This window comes from Mucilaginibacter tolerans (genome assembly GCF_030519375.1).
GTDB lineage: Bacteria > Bacteroidota > Bacteroidia > Sphingobacteriales > Sphingobacteriaceae > Mucilaginibacter.
The window spans coordinates 100,070-118,038 of sequence record NZ_JAUMKB010000010.1; the positions used below are offsets into that span (position 1 = coordinate 100,070).

Below are 17,969 nucleotides of genomic sequence, written 5' to 3' on the forward strand. Positions count from 1 at the left end.
TTCAATAGTCCGGGCTAATTCACCCGCCGAGCGCTTAAAGTCAGAATAGCCTCGGTTTTAAGTGATCTTTAGCAAAAAGAAACAAAGTGCCCCCTCCGGGCCCATGTTTTCGAGGCTTATTAATTCAGCACATTGATCATCATGTTTTCATGTTTCATTGTTTAAGCCCCAATGCAAACGTTTGCGCTTAGTATTCTTCCAATGACATTTTTTTTTGATAATGTTTTGTTGCTCTCCCGGGAGAAGAAAGGATTTAAGACAAAAAAAATTAATAATATGAAAAATATGTTGAAATGTACAGGTATGTTATGTGTTCAAATTGTCTCAAAGACAAACGTTTGCGTGGCTATTTGCTATTTAATAATTATCTACTCAATACTTGTAATGCTACATTTACGATAAACTGCCGATCACGCGTTGGCAGGTATAAATCTCAATAACGAACCTTTAGGATTATGATCATAAATGTCCCGATTGGCAGGATAAGATGGTTGATCAATGCCTTTATGTACCAGTAACAAAACATCCGGTAACTGGCCAGTGGGAGTAAATTAATTTGACGAACCTCTTAGATCAGATATAGGAAATAATAGATTATCAGATTTAATATAGTTAATGAAAAACATCGAAAATATAGCAGCTATCCTTGCACAATTCAAATGCAAGGCAGATGAACGGAGTGTGAGAGCCTACGGTTCCGGTCATATCAACGATACCTATTTTTTAAAAGGCCGGGACCGCGCTCATACTGACTATTTACTTCAGCGCATTAACCATAACGTTTTTAGGGATGTCGAAAAGCTGAGTGAAAATACATGCTTCGTAATAAATCACCTTAAAAACAAAGTGAAAAACAACGGGAAAGGCGACGCTGAAAAGGAGGTGGTAACGTTGGTACCGACCACCGGGGGGAAATACTTTTTTAAGGATCAATATGGCAATTTCTGGCGGATGTGCTATTTTCTTGTCAACACTAAAAGCTATGATGTCGTTCAAACAGCAAAGCAGGCTTATGAAGGCGGCAAAGCGTTTGGAAGGTTTCATGCCATGTTATCGGATGTATCGCCCCATGCTATTTACGATGTGATACCCAATTTTCATAATGTTCAAATAAGGTTGGAGCAATTGGCTAGCGCTGTATTTTTTGATAATTGCGGACGGGCAATATTGGTTGAGGAGGAGTTGATAGCCATAAAAAAATATGCCCAGTTTATGCAATACTTTCAGCAGCCCAAACAGTTACTGTCGCTTCCTAAGCGGGTAATTCACAATGACGCCAAATTCAACAATGTATTGCTTAGCCAAAATGATGAATCTCAGTGTGTGATTGATCTGGACACGGTAATGGCAGGTTATGTCGCTTTTGATTTTGGAGATGCTATTCGCACCATCATTAATAAGGCTCCCGAAGATGAAGCGGATATAAATAAAATAGGACTAAATATTCCGCTTTTTGCAGCTTACACTGAAGGATACTTCCACGAAGCAGGAGCTTTTTTAACAAGCAACGAAATAGATTCACTTTTGATGGGGGTTTTATTATTTCCTTATATGCAGGCGGTGAGGTTCCTTGCCGATCATATAAACGGTGATAAATATTATAAAACAGAGTTTGAAGGCCATAATCTCCAACGCGCCAGGGCGCAATTCAACCTTTTCGAAAAACTTTACAGTAATCAGCAATTATTGCAGGATATTATAACGGAAAAATCAGGTATGCTGAAACTGGGAGTGTCTAATTAAAAGCCATGAAAAAGCAACTAATCCTTTTGGTTATGTCATTTTTCACGACACTGCGGGCGGCAAGCCAGCTTTGGCGGAAACATCAAATTATGGTCAATAACTTAAATCGCCTCGATGTTAATTAAAAAGATTTGCGCTGTTTTCCTGCTATTATGCACACAGCATGCCTTGAGCCAAACTGTTGTTAAAGCTTCTGATTATGGAGTAAAATCAAACAGTTTTCAAGATGCCGCCTCGGGCATTCGCAAGGCCATTGAAACTTGTAATGCAAAAAAGAGTGCTGTTTTGTTATTGCCGGGCGGCCGAATAGATATATGGCCTGAAAAGGCAGTTAAACGCGAACTGTATATATCAAACTGTACTGAAAATGATACGTTGCCAAAAGTTAAAAGCATTGCATTCCTGTTTGAGCATTGCCGGAATTTAACCCTTGACGGCAACAATACCCTGGTGGTATTGCACGGCAAAATGGTGTCATTTGCCCTTCTGAATAGTGTGAATGTTAAACTTAAGGATATCAGCTTTGATTACGAGCGGCCGACCATGTCAGAGTTAACCATTCAATCGGTAACTGATACTGTGATTGAAGCAAAGATTCACCCTGATTCAAAATTTTCTATTGATAGCGGCCGCATCAGTTTTTATGGTGAGGGTTGGAAGGCCAGGGCATATCATGCTATTTTGTTTGATCCGCAAAATGAAACATTGTGTTATAGCAGCTTTAGCCCTTTTATGCGGGCCAGGGCTGTCCAAACCGGCCCTTTTCAGGTAAGGTTTGAAGGGAAGTTTGCTGGCACAGGTTTTCACGGAGGAGATGTGCTGACCGTAAGAGACCCCTACCGCGATAATTGCGGGGGTTTTATCTCGCTGAGTAAAAACATTGCGCTAGAAAATGTGAAAATGCATTATATGCACGGATTGGGTATTGTCTCCCAGTTTTCAGAAAATATTTCTCTGGTTAAAGTCAGGGTTGTGCCGCGCGAAAGCAGCGGCCGTGTCATAGCCTCTTTTGCTGATTGCTTTCATTTTTCCGGATGTAAGGGACTGGTAAAGATAGACAGTTGTGTGACTTCCGGCTCCCACGACGATCCGGTGAATGTGCATGGTACCCATTTGCAGATTATAGCCGTCGATTCAGCAAAAAAAATAAAAGTTCGCTTTATGCATGATCAAACGTACGGTTTTGAAGCATTCTTTGCAGGAGATAGCATAGCGTTTATTGATCCGAAAACTTTAATGCCTTTGGGTACAGCGAAGTTAAAAACTGCAAAATTGATCAGTCACAGAGAAATGGAAATTGAAGTGAAGGGGGACCTGGGTTGTTTCGTAAAAGCAGGGCTTTGCATTGAGAATCTTACCTGGACTCCGGAAGTGATCATTCGTAATAGTCGCTTTGAACGAACAGATACCCGGGGCTTGCTCATTACAACACGTGGCAAGGTATTAATTGAAAATAATGTTTTTTATCATACGGGTATGTTTCCAATATTAATTGCCGATGATGCATCCAGTTGGTACGAATCAGGAGCTGTTCAGGATGTTACCATTCGAAATAATTTATTTGAAAGCTGTGGTTATAATTCAGGCAGCGGAGCAATAAATATAGCTCCTGAGAACCATGAACTGGTTGTAGGCAATATGGTGCATCGGAATATCCGTATTATCAACAACACCTTTAATTTATGTACAGATGGGGTGCTTTCGGCCCGAAGCGTTGACCACCTCTTGTTTTCAGAAAATAAAATAAGAGGAGCTGATTTATCTGCAAAAGGGAATAATAAAGCAACAATAAAGTTAACGGCCTGTAAAAATGTGAGAGTGGACAAGAATCGGTTTTATTCGCTTGAAACACCATCGGTGGATGTTGTAAAAATGGGATATAGCGATGTCAAAACAGATTTGAAAGTGGATTTGGAAGAATAAAGGAAACGGAACCGCAAGTTAAACGCAACACCAAATAAATTAAAGAATGAAATATTTGACGTTTTGATACTATGGAAGCCCTTATCTATTATTCAACACTATTTACAGATGGCCTTCTTTATATTTCTGAAGAATTTAGAGCAATAGATATTATAGATAAGGTAGGTAGTGGTAGGCTCCTCTTGTCCTTTATGGATTAGATGATTCACGCAATCTGGCGCACTTTATAATTTATTAAAATTTGTTCACAATATAAAACCTACAGATGAAGGACAAGGAAAATACCAAAAGGAAGTTGGTTCTTGCAGTTGGCAAAATCATCAAAGAAGAGGGTTTTACCAATTTAAAAATCAGCCGAATCGCAAAAATTGCCGAAGTAGACCGTAAACTCATTTACCGGTATTTCGGCAGTTTAGATTATCTGGTGGAGGCCTATATCCTTGAGAACGATTATTGGATGGTATTTAGAGATCAGATGAAAGAGATGCTGCTTAATAAAGAATTTGCCGGGAGTGAAGATATGATTATTGAGATTTTGCAAAATCAATTCAAATTCTTTTCCTCCCAGAAAGATATGCAACGATTGATTCTTTGGGAACTTTCCGTGAAGAGCCCGCTAATGCGAAGTATCCATAATACAAGAGAGTCGATGGGGCAGGAGTTTTTGGAACTGGCGGATCCGCATTTTGCAGATGGCAAAGTTAACTTTCGGGCTATCGCCGCCCTCCTGGTCGGCGGCATTTATTATACTATCCTTCATACCCTTAACAATGGGGGCAACTTTGCCGGAATCGATTTGAATACAGAATCCGGCAAAGAAAATATATTAAAGGCCATAGGCCAGATCGTGGGTTGGGCCTACAAAGAAGCTTAATTGAAATAGCTTTACCCTTTTGATTTTCTCGCCGTCCTTCCGGGCAAAATTTAAATAACACAACGTGCACTAAAGTTGTCATTTCCTGATTCTGGCATTCACCAACTTCGAAGCCCGATAAATCAGATTGTTATGGATAAAACAACAGTACAACGGTCAAGGATGTCCGGCATTGTCCCATCAAGAGACCAGATTCTCACCCAGGGAGACCTGGTAGATTTCAAGGAAGATATACTGCTGGAGTTGAAGCGTATCATGAAAGAATGCATCAACGGCCAACCCGGAAAGAAGTGGCTCAAATCCGCCGAGGTCAAGAAACTACTCGGCATCTCCCATGGCTTCCTGCAATCCTTAAGAGATAGCGGTGTCCTCCCGTTTACCAAAATAGGCGGTTCTATTTATTATGATTATGAGGATATCACCTTTATGATGTCCGCCAACAACAGTCGGCCGCGGTCCAGGTAAAAACCCTCCGCAGCCGGATTATTTAAGATAACGAACATGAGTGAAAAGGAAGAAAACAGATCAATAGGGTACACTCTCCAGCTCAAACCGGACGAGTACCGATTGCTGAAAGCCAGGTTTCAAAAAACGCAATTCAGGAAAATGAGCGAGTATATGCGCAGTGTGCTCCTGGAAGAACCGGTGACGGTTAACTACCGGGATAAAGCCATGGATGATGTCCTGGAAGAACTGGTTTTATTGCGCCGGGAATTGAATGCCATCGGTAACAACCTGAACCAGGCGATGCACACTATCAAGGCAGCGCCTGACTGCGCGGATACACGTTTATGGATGAACTTAATGAGCATCATCAATAGCAAACTGGAGCCGTCTATCGCCCAGATCAAGGAACGGATGAACCAATACGCGGATATATGGTCGCAAAAATTAAGAGCGGTAAAAGCTTGATAGGGGCGCTCAACTACAACGAAAACAAAGTAAAACTCGGGAAAGCCGTATTGATAGCAGCGGCCGGCTATCCTAAGGACCCGGAGGATTTATCTTTTAACGACAAGCTTTTCAGGCTGACCGACCTGGCTGCGATGAACCAGCGCGCAAAAATCAATACGGTACATATCTCCCTGAATTTTCCGAACGGTGAATATTTACCCGACGAGACCTTACGCATGATCGTAAGTGATTACCTGGATGGTATTGGCTTCAAAACACAACCTCATCTGGTTTACCGGCATGAAGATGCCGGGCACCCTCATATTCATATTGTAACCACCAATATCAAGCGCGACGGCGAGCAGATCAGCCTGCACTACCTGGGGCAAAATGAATCTGAAAAAACACGCAAGGCTATCGAAATTAAATATGGTCTGATTAAAGCGGAACAACAACCCACACAAAAGCCCGATCTGAAAGCGGATATAGCTCCGGCGGAATATGGCAAGGCCGAAACCCAACGCGCGATCACCAATATCCTGGGCTTTACATTAAGAGCTTATAAGTTTACCAGCCTACCCGAGCTTAATGCGGTTTTACAACAATATCATATCCAGGCTGACCGGGGTTCCAAAGACTCCCGGATGTATGCCCGCGGAGGGTTGGTCTACCGGATAACAGATCAACAGGGCAATAAGGTTGGCGTGGCAATTAAAGCCAGTGCGATATATGGTAAGCCGACCTTAAAAGCTTTGGAAGAAAAATTCCGGCTGAACGAGCAACTGCGCAAACCTTTCAAAGCTGAGATGATTAAAATACTGGATGCCGTACTGGCCAAACCACAAAGCAAAAGCAGTTTTCAAAAAGTGCTTTACGAAAATGGTATCCAGGTTATCCTGCGGCAAAACGATGAAGGACGCCTTTTTGGCGTGACCTTTATCAATCATAAAAACAAGGCCGTTTTCAACGGCAGTGACCTTGGCAAAGCATACAGCGCCAATCTGCTCAGCGGCCGGTTCCTGCCCGAACCGCCGACTAAGACCTCCCGTCAGCAGCATGATCATGATGTTTTTCTCAATAAAACAACCGGCGAAATAGCTGCGCGCACTGATGAGCTGATCGACATTCTGTTTGCGGCGGAACGCGAAGACCTGGCGGCACTTCACAAATTCAAAAAGAAAAAACGGAAAGGACTGAATTTATAATTATGCAAACCGGAGAAAATGAACAGGCCTTGCGTAAGATCATTGATTTTACCCGGCTTTTAAGTATTACCCTGTTGGTCATTCACTGTTATCTATGCTGTTACCCGGCGTTCCGGGAATTAAAATTAACGCACAAGGTCCTTGACCATCTTTTATTGCCGCTTGCTAAAATGGCGGTCTTCAAAACGGTGTTCATCGCTAAATTAAGCGCTTTGCTTTTGCTGGTCGTTTCCCTTATCGGCAGCAGGGGTAAACGGGACGAAAAGATCAGGCCCAAAACGATCCTGACCTATTGCATGACCGGGTTGGTGGTTTATTTTATCAGCGGCTTGTTTTTGGCGTTGCCGTTGTCTTACACGATGATCGCGGCGGTTTATGTAGCAAGCACCGCCTTCGGATACCTTTTGTTTATGACCGGCGGCGGCATGTTGTTTCGGATGCTGAAACTCAAATTAGGTAGCGATATCTTTAATAAAGAGAATGAAACCTTCCCGCAGGAAGAAAGGCTGTTGGCAAATGAATATTCCGTCAATCTCCCTGCCAAATACCAGTTAAAAGGTAAAACAAGAGATAGCTGGATCAACATCATCAATCCTTTTCGCGGCACCTTGGTTGGCGGCAGCCCGGGAGCAGGGAAATCCTACTTTGTCATCCGGCACATCATTACACAGCATATCCGGAAGGGCTTCAGTATGCTGATTTATGATTTTAAATACGATGATCTTTCCAGGATCGCCTATAACGCATTGAGGGAAAACGGCGGGCGAGCGTTTTATGTGATCAATTTTGAAAATATCATGCATCGCAGCAATCCGCTGGAACCGGAAACCATGTTGGATATTACCGATGCCATCGAATCTGCCCGAACGATCATGCTCGGTTTGAACCGCGAATGGATCAAAAGGCAAGGCGATTTTTTCGTGGAATCGCCCATCAATTTTGTAACCGCCCTGATCTGGTTTCTTAAAAAATACGAAGGCGGTAAATACTGTACCTTACCACATGTCATCGAGTTATCCCTGGCCGACTACAAAGACTTGTTCGCGGTGTTAAGCACGGAACCAGAAATCGAAGTATTGATCAACCCGTTTATTTCGGCATGGAAGAATGAAGCTTATGAGCAATTGGAGGGACAGATCGCAAGCGCCAAGATCAGTTTGGCCAGGCTGTCCTCACCGCAGTTGTACTATGTACTCAGCGGAAACGATTTCTCACTGGACATCAACAATCCTGCCAATCCCAAAATTGTTTGCCTGGCGAATAACCCACAGAAGGCGCAGGTTTATGGTGCCGTGCTTTCCCTTTATGTCAATCGCATCAACAAACTGGTCAACCGGAAGCAGCAGCAGAAATGCAGCCTTATCTTTGACGAATTTCCGACGATCTATTTTAACGGTATTGACAACCTGATTGCTACGGCCCGTTCCAATAAGGTCGCCGTTACCTTAGTTGTTCAGGATTACAGCCAGCTCAAAAAAGACTATGGCCGGGAACAGGCGGAGGTGATTATCAATATTGTCGGCAATATCATTTGCGGGCAGGTTACCGGTGATACCGCTAAACAATTGTCTGAACGTTTCGGCAAGATCAACCAAGTCAAAGAAAGTATATCGGTCAATGCGATGGACACATCCGTCAGTCGTTCCACCCAACTTGATTACGCCATCCCGGCCTCGAGGATCGCTACGCTTTCTTCCGGCGAATTCGTCGGTATGGTAGCTGATGACCCCACCGATAAGATAGAACTTAAGGTTTTTCATAACGAAGTACAGAATGACCATAACGTCATCCGGCAGGAAGAAGACACTTATCAGCCTATACCTGAAGTCCGTAACGTAAGTACCAATGAAATAATGATCAATTACCAACGTATAAAAGCGAATATACTGGCGTTAATCTCAGCTGTAGTTGCCGATTAGTGCGTTCAGCAGGCAGCAAAGTGTATATTTGTATGTACAAAACATGAACGAGCCATTTAATTTACCTATAATTTACCAGGGCGCAGAACAGGAACTCAAAGCCCGTTTTGAGCGTTGGGGTTATACCCATCGCTTTGCAGTACTTATTGGTGAAACGACAGTAACTTTTGAACCTGATGAAGAAGGCTGCTACCGGGCACTTGCTGATCAGCCTGTACCAGCCGAGTTACTATGCATTGTGGCCAAAAAGCTCGCAACACTCAGTAAAAGAGCTTAATTTTAGATTTATTTACCAGGACAAGTCCGGGTTTTTCAGGGACGGCATTTTCATGAGAACATTTGCCCAGCCGGCTTTTCGAATATATTAACAGGGGCATTGACCCGGGTTTATGGGTAAGGTCAATTTCTATAAGTTTAAGGTAAACCATTTAACCATAAAAATGCCCGATCTTTTCGCCGATTTCGTGTATAATAGATTGAGGCAATATGATACCTGAGGCCTGCATCCACCTGCCGTGTCCGTTCATTTCTATTGCGGCTATCCAGTTCCCGTTAAACAGCACTTCATAATGGTTTTCGTGCATCACAACTTCACAATAAATCAGTTCTTCGTTGTACGATAGTCCGAACCCTTTAACGGGATTTTCTGCCATATCCCAAAAGTAAATAATATTTTCGGCCTTGACAATGCTAAAAATATTAGCAAATTTTGCAGGAATGAACAGTGGAGCTGAAGATAGGGGATTTATGCTTTATTGGGTTTGCGGTGAGCATCGTGTGCCACTCTGGGTTACCCAAATAGGGGGGGCAGGCGACAGTTGGCATGTGTACGGTGCCGGGTATAACATTTTGAATTTAATTCCCGATTGTAATGGTGGTATTTATTATTTCGGCAATGATTTTGACCTTGAAGATATTCAAGCTCTTGTTGGCGTTATCACAGAAATTACTTCGATCACCTATACAGAGGTTTATATCAAACATGATCCTTATCCTGGTAACATATGTCGTCTGCCGCCATACTTTGAACCGAAGTTTCGCAGCAAACTGCAGGAGGTGAGTTATTACCGGACAAAATTACGACAAGCAAAAGTGGAACTGGACTTACAATCAGAAAGGGAGCTCAAGGTTATTTGGCGGCGGTAATTTCTTTTTGTCAAAAGGGTCGTATTCCTCCCGTTTCATGCGACTATCCGGCCATGTTTGTAACAGGTCAAGATATTCTTGTGGTTGTAATTGCATACTTAGCCATTCATCACGCTGGTTTACATCCAAAATTGCCGGCATGCGCCCTTTCTCGTGTACTTCTCCCACCTGCTCATTTGAGGGAACAGTTATGATTGCGAAGGATCCGAATTTGTCTTTTGTATAAGGAGCATACCACCACGCATAAAGTCCTGCAAAGGTGATCAATTCCTGGCCGGGTACTGTAAAGCGATAGTGCTGGGTTTTCCCTTTAACTTTTTGCGGCTCGGTGAACCCGTCTGCCAGTACTAAGCATCGCATGTGGCCAAGAAATAACGGCGCCCAAAGCCTGCTGCTTAATAAGTTCTCCTTTTTTGCATTAAAGGTGGAGTATTCCGATTTAAACGTTGGCGACTGGGTCGCAACCAAACCAAAATGCATGTATTGAATCGTGTTCGGCTCATCTGCCGTGATCACCATCGTCTCTTCAGTGATCCGGACATTATTGCTTTGGCGCTGAGCACTGCCCCGGATTTCCTGTGCAAAATATTTTCCAACTAGCGAGGGATTAGTACTTACTGTATAGATCGAACACATGAAATAAAATTACAGTTATCCGGCGGATGTCCAAAACCCATTGTTTAATTTGCAACATAGAATTTGGTACCGTACACAGGAAGAATTGCCAGGAATCGATTTTACCCTACCGCCAGATGAGTAATGGAAGTACAAAATCGGGCGAAATAGGCTAACATGAAGAAATACGTAATTAATAATTTGTTAATGTCATCTATCGAAATGTTGGCAGCGACCTCAGACAATCAACGTGAATATTTAAAGAAACCGGGTTCATTTCCGTGCTTAGATGAATTGGCCCTTAAGTTCGATGATGTTTACCCAGCTTTTAAAGCTCAAACTCAAAATGATTCTTCAATACCAGAAAGCATTCGTGAAAAATTTGCCAGGATAGATTCGGCGTTGAATCTTTTGAGTAATTCAGGTGATAAAAGCGTCTGGGATGAACGAGCACTTGATACAGATCCTTGGACCGAGATAAGAAATATTGCGAATTCAGTCTTACAAGAAATTGAGTAATATAGCAATCCTGTTGCTCAGCAGCAGAAGTCAAGTCCAATCACTATGTTGGGCTTTACTTTTTATAGGCTTGCCTGATCTTAGCATGCTATGTGATGTTATCTATGGGGTTTGGACAGAACGTCTCGGCAATAGGCCACATCTATTACCAATAGGGTTGCCCATTATTCGGCCACAATGCGGTTCTTTATTGAGTAAATGACAGCGTCGATCAAATGTTGGGCCATTGCAAAATTATTTGAATGATGGTTCTCCCAGTTTTCGCCATTCTTAATTAATGTATACGGCGTGTTATACATCGTGATATTGATTTCATTGTCTCCTTGATTGGTGATGTAAAAGTAAAAAATACGGTTTTCCGTATGTGCAGCATATTTGTGAGTTGCCATTTCGCGCAAAGATATTATCGTACTTGTAATTGGCGTAAATAAAAATTAGGAAAATATCCTTGCTTTAGCTAGCTTAGTTTTAATCAAAAACCAAATTCATGAAAAAATTCTTAGCTATGGTAATGATTGCCGCAATGAGTTTCGGCGCTGTTACCTCTTCTTATGCTTTACCTCAACAAAAAGCCAAACACACCAAAAAAGATGGCACTCCTGACATGCGTTATAAGGAGAACAAGCAACATTTGAAAAAGGACGGTACACCGGACATGAGGTACAAAGAAAACAAGAAGAAGAAAACGAAATAGTGATCTTACACAACGCCAGGCCCTCCAGTTTGGCGTTGTTGTTTTGATCACGGTTCCAGTATGAATCCGTTAGGATCAGTGATCACAATTTCAGGTCTGCCTTTATATATCACGAGATGGCCGATAGCAGCCAGCGTTTTGTCTTTTAAATATTGCGAGGCGTTTTTACCTTGACCGTGCTGTTCAACCAAAGCGTTGAAAAACTGTAATGCCATGCCCTTTAGAACTACGGTTAGCTTCTGATTGGGGTATTCGGCGCCCAGATCGATCAGCATCATTCCGCCAATGTCCTTACTGCCATAAACTTTTTCGTTTACCTTGACGGTATCACCAATGTGTTTGCTTAGTTCGTCTAAACCGACAGCTCTGACATGATCGCCCCAATGATGGGCACCCGGGGGAGGTGTCAACACGACACGGGTAAGGACTACTTTCTTTGTTTGCACGCCATCAAAGAGCTTGTTTAACAGTCCGGCTAACCTGATACCGGCCCGATCTATACGTTCATGCACGATCCCTATATGAGTGCGATAGTATTCGTCGTCGAGTTTGTTTGTCTTTTCTGCTTCAGCATAAAGTTTGGTGCTGATCTGATAACTTTCCCATAGCCACTGAACCGGACTGTCGTTCTGCCAGGCTTTGATTTGTCCGGGGCTTGCCGTATCATATTCCTTTACCATCTGAGTATCACTTAAGCCCTCATGATCTATGAGCCTGCTATCCCAAATACTATGAAGGTTCGTGCCCTTGTCGTCAAACCTCACCTGGATGGTGTTACCACCTTTATCCTCAGCACGGCTAATATGCATGGGTTGGTGCGCATCACCTACCAAATGGATTAAAAATTTCAGCGCTTCTTGTTTTTTGTTTTGGTCCGGTTCGTGAACGTTAGCTATCACGGCCTCACAGTTCATTATGGCGGTATAGATATTAGGTTGCTGTTGGTTTATCACCGCCTGCTCAAATTGCTGTCGGTTCAAGCCCAAAGGCAGGTTCAGAAAGTGCCAGGACGCAGTATACTTATACTTTGGGTCATTTCGTACTTCATCCGCCCAGGAAGCGACATCCCCCATGGGCTGTTTGTCCAGGAGTACGTCAATAGCGTCTTTAACATTCTTGTTAAGGTGGTATTCAGCTATCGTTGCTACTGCTTTATGCCCCTTAAATCCCCAAGAGATAAGGGTCATACTCCATATTGCAGCAATGGATAAACAGATGTATCGTTTCATAAAAGTGAAAGTAGTAAGTCCCGGATGAACCTCAAATCTATTCTTTGGGTTGTAAAAAAAATGTCACTAAAGCTGACGCTGATTACTCATATAAGACCTGGCCCTCTGTGTAGTACGTTTTCCGCTTATCGATCTCGGCTGTTTTGATAGGCTCGCCCGACAACGTTTGTTTTTGCTTTGGCCGGTGCACCTGTAGAAAGTCACGTTCTTTTTCCGTAATCGTATCAGGGAATATGCTTGAAATATGGTTCTCTGCGTCTGTCAGAACAGTCGGTATTACTTTAATCAACATTTCAATCTTATCATCTGGAATTTTGTCGGCTTTGGAAAATGGTGATATTCCTGCCGCGTAAAGGATCTCATCGACATAAGCATTGCCGATACCCCGAACGACTTTTCCTTCTGTCAAAGCTGTTTTGATAGGATGAGATTTCCCCTTTAATGCGGTGACCAGGTAACCTTCCGGCATGGCCATGGCATCAGGCACCTTTGAGGGTTTCGGATCGAGCGTTAATATCACTGCTTTCTGCCAATCAGTTATAGCTAAACCGGTACCATCCGCGAAGAGGAGCTCAGCAATGGTAAATCTTTGCCCATTCTTTCCTTCATACCAGTACATCGTTCCGTGCAGCATTAAATGCACGCTCAGCACATGGCCGTTTTTAAAAATGAAATACAGTTCTTTACCTTCTCTGGTAATAGCCGTTAATTCTTGCCCTTCTAAGGCTTCTTTTAAGGCGGTTTCCGGCACTTTTAGCTTTCTGGGTATAACGACGTTGATTTCTGTCAACTTCTGGCCAACAAGTCGTTTTGATAGATTTCTACTGAAGATATTCAGGTCTGGTATTTCGGGCATGAACAAAGATAAATGAACGCCCCACTCTTGGCAAATATTTATGAAACACGGGTGCAGCGATGTCTTCTGCCGCCATGTCTTTTGAGTCCTATCTCTGAAAATTTAGGTGTTGATAATCAAGTGTAAGTTTTAAAGTCGGCGAGACCGGAATCATAAACATAATTGCAAGGTCCGCCCCGAAGGTATCAAAAACAGGCCTTCAAAAAACTTGAAGGCCTGTTCATTTTAAATCGTCATCTTATTGTTTCGGCCGCGCTTTTTTTTTGTGCCGTTATCGTCTGCCTCTTGTTCCTGCGTTTGTTTTTGATCCTTTTTATGGTCATTCTTAAACTCCGGCTTTTTATAATGTTCCAGTTGCTGCGCTTCGCCCTTCCAGTTCGTTAGGTTGACGCGGTGTTCCGCGGGATTGGCTTCTAAATACAATTTTACTTCCTTGCCATCTTTCATTGCCGTAACCTGGTGACGGTTACCTTTTTCCAGCGATTTCATCAACTTTTCACGGGCACCTTCCTCATCTATGCCGACAATGTCTAATTTATCAATAGTACGTTCAGGTTTGTAGTTCCAGCCTTCGGTAAATGGCCTGAGCTTATAATTGCCGTTTTCAGTTTTGTTTTCCTTGTCGATGACGATCCAGGCATGATACTTTTCTCCTTCGAGATTCTCTAACTGCTTATGAACCGCCCGCCCTTCCATGAGGTTATAAGCCTCTTTCGCGGTAATGCCGCTGCCTTTATTGATATAAAATGTTTGCTGCATCTGTTTATCCGGTAACGAGGCATCGTAGCTATTGAAAAAGTACATGTCATTTTGATCCCCTGCCTTAAAATGCAAGGTATAATCGACGTATTGCTTGTTGTACTCCTGGCCGGTGGCCAGCGTAAACTCTTTTTTGCCCGACTTAATGTTTTTCTCGAGGTCTTCATTTAGTTTCTCGCCGAACCCCAGGTTCAGCAATTGCTTTTGCAGGTAACTTAAATTTTCGGTGTTCATCTGATTTTGATTTATGTTTAAAAAATATGTTTCCATGGTTTGGCGCCTCATCGGCCAGTATAAGGTCAGATCAGGTTTCCCGCGCATCAGTTCGGTTCGCAATATTTTTAGCGTTGAATCGGTGAAGCCCAGGTCCGCGAGCTGGCTTTTGAGTTCGTAAAAATAAATGGCCGGAGGCCCGTCATAATCGTCTAAATAATCCGTTTCCCGGGGGGCTATATTCAGTTCGCCATCCATGATCGTCTATTGATTGATTTTTAATAACACAGGGTATTCATCACTCAACTTCACTTTGATCTTTCGGACTTTTTTGCTGAACAGGCCTTTCGCAGCATTAATGCCACCGGCAGCGGCCTGGGCTCCGAGACTTTGATCCATGGTCAGAAATTGCATGCTTTGGATGGCATTGTCGGCCCCGTTGCCCGCCGCACCACCGAGTTCGGCTTCAGGCGCCGGTATGCCGGGCATGCCGTCCAAACTGAAAACGGTTAAGTTTACAGGGATGATTTGCTTGTCTAGTCTGATATTTTGAATGGTTAATAGCAGTCTTTGGTTAGTCACCTGGCAAACCCCGAAGATTTCCTGTCCTTTGGATAACAATTGGTGTTGCAGGGTTGCCGTGTCAGTCAGTTTTAGCTTAACCGCGCCGCCGTCCATTACTTTTTGCTTACCGTCAATTACCGCAGGTATCGCACGGAATGGTTTGGGGGGCTCTGTAGCTGCTGGCTTTGGTTGGACTGATGCAGGATTTTGGATGGTCTGTATTTTATCCAGCATATTGTTCAATTGCTGCATTTCCGGATCGGGGGCATTATTACCGCTGTTCATGTTGCGCATCATTTTCTTAAGCTGCTTTACTTGCTGCGGTTCTGGTTCTTCATAACTATCTGACTGTCTGCTTACTGTCTGTGGTTGGTTAAGCTGTTTGTTTAATCGCGCCAGTTTTGCCTGTATCTTTTGTGCCTGGTCGTCCGTGGTAACTAAAGAATCGGCCTTTTGCGGCGATGTTTTGATCAGGCCCATGGATTTTAAAAAGGCCGGGCTTATGCCGTCCTGCGTAGAATCATCGTGTGCCGCCTCGTAAACGGCCATTTTATCGGTCTTATGTTTGTCCTTGAATTGTGCTTCCGGCAGGTCAGTGTCCAGGCCTTTTCTATTGCTTAAAGGCTTGCTCCCAGCGTTGCCTCCGCCCAATGCCCAAAAGGCCATCGTCAGGAACGGCAGGATAAGTAGCGGCAATACCAGCAGAAATTTTCGTTGCTTTTCCATATCAGTGTTTTTTAAGGGTTAATGAATCTTTGAATTGCAGGCCGGAAGGCTGGCCGATGTGCTGCGGCAGGCCAGTCGTATACACCTTTGTGTCGAAGCGGATATAATGTATACTCAGCCATAGCAGCCCGATGAACAGGAAGCAAAATGCAAAGTAGTAGTAGACTTGCCTGTCCCAATGGAGGTCGTTATACCAGCAGCTGAACCGGTCGATGATGTTTCGTATCATGGCTGGTTATTAATGGTTGTGTCACGGTTGGCCAAAGTTTCCCAATGCTCAATCAGGAATCCGTGCGGGTTATTATCTGACCTGCTGACATTACGCAGGTAGCCTTGCGTAACCAGCAGTTTATTGATCGTAGAACTCGCCCGGATCAGCTTTTCAGTCGCAAAGCATTTGAAAGCATACGGGTAGATGTTCATGTTCAACTGGATACTATCGACCGTTAAGGTCTGGCTGATGTTTCCCGAAATCAGGTTGTTGTAATAGCTCTTCTCCTTCAGATCATTGTACTGGTTGCGCGCGCTTTCATCTGCGAGGTATAAAGCTTTGCTGATATTGCCTTCAATGACTTTTTCATCAGGATCGAGCGTAAAGAAGTAATGATGAAACATTTTAATGTGGTCGCGCGCTTCGACGGGAATATTATCCTTGCGGTCAGCAGCAATAGCTTCCAGCGCTTTGCCGTTGGCTAATACATAGATATGCGCAGATGCATTCTGGTATGCAGAGAATGCAAAATAAATGGCGGCAACGGAAATAGCCGCGCTGGTTAAAATGACCAGCGCCACAATACGTTTATTCTGCTGGAAAACGGTTTCGATATTTTTAAGGTGCGTGAACATGATTATTGTTTTTTAGGGTTGCCATTCAGTTTTTCTGCCTGCACGTCATTTGAACCAGCCGAGCGGTCGCCATCGGCAATATGCCCGGGAGTGTTGACTATATTTTTGGCTCCTTCAGCCATCCGGCCGCCTGCCGCCATTCCGGCCGCATAGGAACTTGACTTGACCGAACTCAGGCTGATGGAGGTCAGGTTGGTGACTTTGTTTAATAATCCGTTACTGCCACCAGGATTGATGATATAACCTGCAACAGCGGGTACGGTGAAGTAACCGACGATACCGATCAGTAAAAAAATGAGATAGGCGGTATCGGTGGAACTAAAGAAAGTATCGCCAGCGCTTTGCACTTGCTGGATATCCAGCTTCAGCATATTTTCCTGTACTTTCCCGATGATGCTGCCGAAAATATTGGCTACCGGCAGCCATAAAAAAACGTTCAGGTATTTAGCCAGCCAGGTCGTCAGCGTATGCTGAAAGCCGTCAAAGACGGAAAGACCGAATACCAAGGGGCCAAGGATGGCCAGTACCACAAGATAAAACGTCCGGATCGTATTAATGCACAAAGCCGCAGCTTCGTAGACCACTTGCAGCACCTCACTCATCCACTGTTTCACGCTGTTGCGGAATTTGTAACTCGCTTTGTCCATTGCGAATTTCATATCATTGCCGAGGCCGGACAGAACCCCCTCGTTTTCGTGGTATGGGTCACCTAGATGGGTGTATTTATACCATTTATCGCGGTCACCTTCACCTGTATCGCCTACGTACATTTGCCAGGTATTCGTTTTTTCAATAGCAGCCTCTTTCTGTGCCAGGAGTTGGGCGATGGCAGCATCTGAATGTTTGACCATGCCGCCGGTAGTGGTCACAACCGGGTTCATGACACCGTTGATCACGGCAATGACTGTGGGAAATAAAAGAATCGCCATTCCTAACGCGAATGGCCGCATCAGCGGGTAAAAATCAACGGGTTCGGCATTGGCCAGCTGCCGCCAGACGCGGGCGGCGATGTACCAAAGCGCCCCGAATCCGGCGATGCCACGTGCGACACCGATCAGCTGGCTGCACATCGGCAGCATCTCGGAATACACTTTATCCAACACGCCTTGCAGCCCCTGAATATCACCCGCCAGCCCGTCAGCCCGGGAAAATAGAGGAATGAAGATCCCCGTCAGCGCCAAGGCGCCACTTAATAGCAGCTTCTTTTTCATAAAATTGGTTTAGTTTTTTCGCACTATATTGTT

21 protein-coding genes are annotated in these 17,969 nt (G+C 43.9%); 11 read left to right on the top strand and 10 right to left on the bottom strand.

Annotation, left to right across the window (positions count from 1 at the left end):
• Positions 1–615: 615 nt before the first annotated feature.
• From Q3A68_RS14985 to Q3A68_RS15020, 8 genes are all read left to right on the top strand, one after another.
• A complete protein-coding gene (locus Q3A68_RS14985; protein WP_302901917.1) occupies positions 616–1,743 on the top strand; it encodes a phosphotransferase enzyme family protein in 1,128 nt (375 codons plus the stop codon).
• Between the two features lie 114 nt (positions 1,744–1,857).
• The gene (locus Q3A68_RS14990; protein ID WP_302901918.1) at positions 1,858–3,666 is read left to right on the top strand and encodes a right-handed parallel beta-helix repeat-containing protein; all 1,809 of its coding nucleotides are present in this window, start codon (positions 1,858–1,860) and stop codon (positions 3,664–3,666) included.
• A gap of 265 nt (positions 3,667–3,931) precedes the next feature.
• Entirely contained in the window at positions 3,932–4,540 is a 609-nt protein-coding gene (locus Q3A68_RS14995; RefSeq protein WP_302901919.1) for a TetR/AcrR family transcriptional regulator, read from the top strand.
• A 132-nt stretch (positions 4,541–4,672) separates the two neighbouring features.
• Entirely contained in the window at positions 4,673–5,005 is a 333-nt protein-coding gene (locus tag Q3A68_RS15000; protein ID WP_302901920.1) for a helix-turn-helix domain-containing protein, read from the top strand.
• Between the two features lie 36 nt (positions 5,006–5,041).
• Entirely contained in the window at positions 5,042–5,452 is a 411-nt protein-coding gene (locus Q3A68_RS15005; RefSeq protein WP_302901921.1) for a plasmid mobilization protein, read from the top strand.
• Positions 5,419–6,639, top strand: a complete 1,221-nt coding sequence (locus Q3A68_RS15010) for a relaxase/mobilization nuclease domain-containing protein (protein WP_302901922.1) — start codon at positions 5,419–5,421, stop codon at positions 6,637–6,639. Before Q3A68_RS15005 ends, Q3A68_RS15010 begins: the two co-directional genes overlap by 34 nt.
• A gap of 2 nt (positions 6,640–6,641) precedes the next feature.
• On the top strand, positions 6,642–8,558 hold the full coding sequence (gene mobC / locus Q3A68_RS15015; protein ID WP_302901923.1) for a conjugal transfer protein MobC: 1,917 nt from the start codon (positions 6,642–6,644) through the stop codon (positions 8,556–8,558).
• Positions 8,559–8,601: 43 nt separating this feature from the next.
• Positions 8,602–8,835 (top strand): hypothetical protein, encoded by a 234-nt coding sequence (locus Q3A68_RS15020; RefSeq protein WP_302901924.1) that lies wholly within the window; start codon positions 8,602–8,604, stop codon positions 8,833–8,835.
• Between the two features lie 151 nt (positions 8,836–8,986).
• Here the strand turns inward: Q3A68_RS15020 and Q3A68_RS15025 are convergent, their stop codons facing one another.
• Positions 8,987–9,211: a hypothetical protein gene (locus Q3A68_RS15025; protein ID WP_302901925.1), complete on the bottom strand. Its 225-nt coding sequence runs from the start codon at positions 9,209–9,211 to the stop codon at positions 8,987–8,989.
• 34 nt (positions 9,212–9,245) lie between these two features.
• Between Q3A68_RS15025 and Q3A68_RS15030 the strand changes: the two genes are divergently transcribed.
• Complete coding sequence (locus tag Q3A68_RS15030) at positions 9,246–9,704, top strand: hypothetical protein (RefSeq protein ID WP_302901926.1); 459 nt, start codon at positions 9,246–9,248, stop codon at positions 9,702–9,704.
• On the opposite strand, the gene Q3A68_RS15035 is transcribed toward Q3A68_RS15030, so the two are convergent.
• Complete coding sequence (locus Q3A68_RS15035; RefSeq protein WP_302901927.1) at positions 9,669–10,340, bottom strand: SOS response-associated peptidase; 672 nt, start codon at positions 10,338–10,340, stop codon at positions 9,669–9,671. The two genes, Q3A68_RS15030 and Q3A68_RS15035, sit on opposite strands and share 36 nt — an antisense overlap.
• A 156-nt stretch (positions 10,341–10,496) precedes the next feature.
• Here Q3A68_RS15035 and Q3A68_RS15040 point away from each other — a divergent pair, with 156 nt between their 5' ends.
• A complete protein-coding gene (locus Q3A68_RS15040; protein WP_302901928.1) occupies positions 10,497–10,838 on the top strand; it encodes a hypothetical protein in 342 nt (113 codons plus the stop codon).
• Between the two features lie 164 nt (positions 10,839–11,002).
• On the opposite strand, the gene Q3A68_RS15045 is transcribed toward Q3A68_RS15040, so the two are convergent.
• Positions 11,003–11,227 carry a hypothetical protein gene (locus Q3A68_RS15045; protein WP_302901929.1) on the bottom strand — a complete coding sequence of 75 codons (225 nt, stop codon included), beginning with the start codon at positions 11,225–11,227 and terminating at the stop codon, positions 11,003–11,005.
• 98 nt (positions 11,228–11,325) lie between these two features.
• On the opposite strand from Q3A68_RS15045, the gene Q3A68_RS15050 reads away from it, so the two are divergent.
• Positions 11,326–11,532 (top strand): hypothetical protein, encoded by a 207-nt coding sequence (locus Q3A68_RS15050; protein ID WP_302901930.1) that lies wholly within the window; start codon positions 11,326–11,328, stop codon positions 11,530–11,532.
• A 47-nt stretch (positions 11,533–11,579) separates the two neighbouring features.
• On the opposite strand, the gene Q3A68_RS15055 is transcribed toward Q3A68_RS15050, so the two are convergent.
• The 7 genes from Q3A68_RS15055 to traJ all read right to left on the bottom strand — a co-directional run bounded on the left by Q3A68_RS15055 (position 11,580) and on the right by traJ (position 17,936).
• Positions 11,580–12,761 carry a S1/P1 nuclease gene (locus Q3A68_RS15055; protein WP_302901931.1) on the bottom strand — a complete coding sequence of 394 codons (1,182 nt, stop codon included), beginning with the start codon at positions 12,759–12,761 and terminating at the stop codon, positions 11,580–11,582.
• An 82-nt stretch (positions 12,762–12,843) separates the two neighbouring features.
• Positions 12,844–13,617 carry a DNA-formamidopyrimidine glycosylase family protein gene (locus tag Q3A68_RS15060; RefSeq protein ID WP_302901932.1) on the bottom strand — a complete coding sequence of 258 codons (774 nt, stop codon included), beginning with the start codon at positions 13,615–13,617 and terminating at the stop codon, positions 12,844–12,846.
• Positions 13,618–13,842: 225 nt separating this feature from the next.
• Positions 13,843–14,847: a hypothetical protein gene (locus tag Q3A68_RS15065; protein WP_302901933.1), complete on the bottom strand. Its 1,005-nt coding sequence runs from the start codon at positions 14,845–14,847 to the stop codon at positions 13,843–13,845.
• 6 nt (positions 14,848–14,853) lie between these two features.
• Positions 14,854–15,879 carry a conjugative transposon protein TraM gene (locus Q3A68_RS15070; protein WP_302901934.1) on the bottom strand — a complete coding sequence of 342 codons (1,026 nt, stop codon included), beginning with the start codon at positions 15,877–15,879 and terminating at the stop codon, positions 14,854–14,856.
• 1 nt (position 15,880) lies between these two features.
• Entirely contained in the window at positions 15,881–16,108 is a 228-nt protein-coding gene (locus tag Q3A68_RS15075; RefSeq protein WP_302901935.1) for a hypothetical protein, read from the bottom strand.
• A complete protein-coding gene (gene traK, locus Q3A68_RS15080) occupies positions 16,105–16,725 on the bottom strand; it encodes a conjugative transposon protein TraK (RefSeq protein WP_302901936.1) in 621 nt (206 codons plus the stop codon). The genes Q3A68_RS15075 and traK overlap by 4 nt, the downstream gene beginning before the upstream one ends.
• A gap of 2 nt (positions 16,726–16,727) precedes the next feature.
• Positions 16,728–17,936, bottom strand: coding sequence for a conjugative transposon protein TraJ (gene traJ / locus Q3A68_RS15085; RefSeq protein ID WP_302901937.1), 1,209 nt, complete (start codon positions 17,934–17,936; stop codon positions 16,728–16,730).
• Positions 17,937–17,969 lie beyond the last annotated feature (33 nt).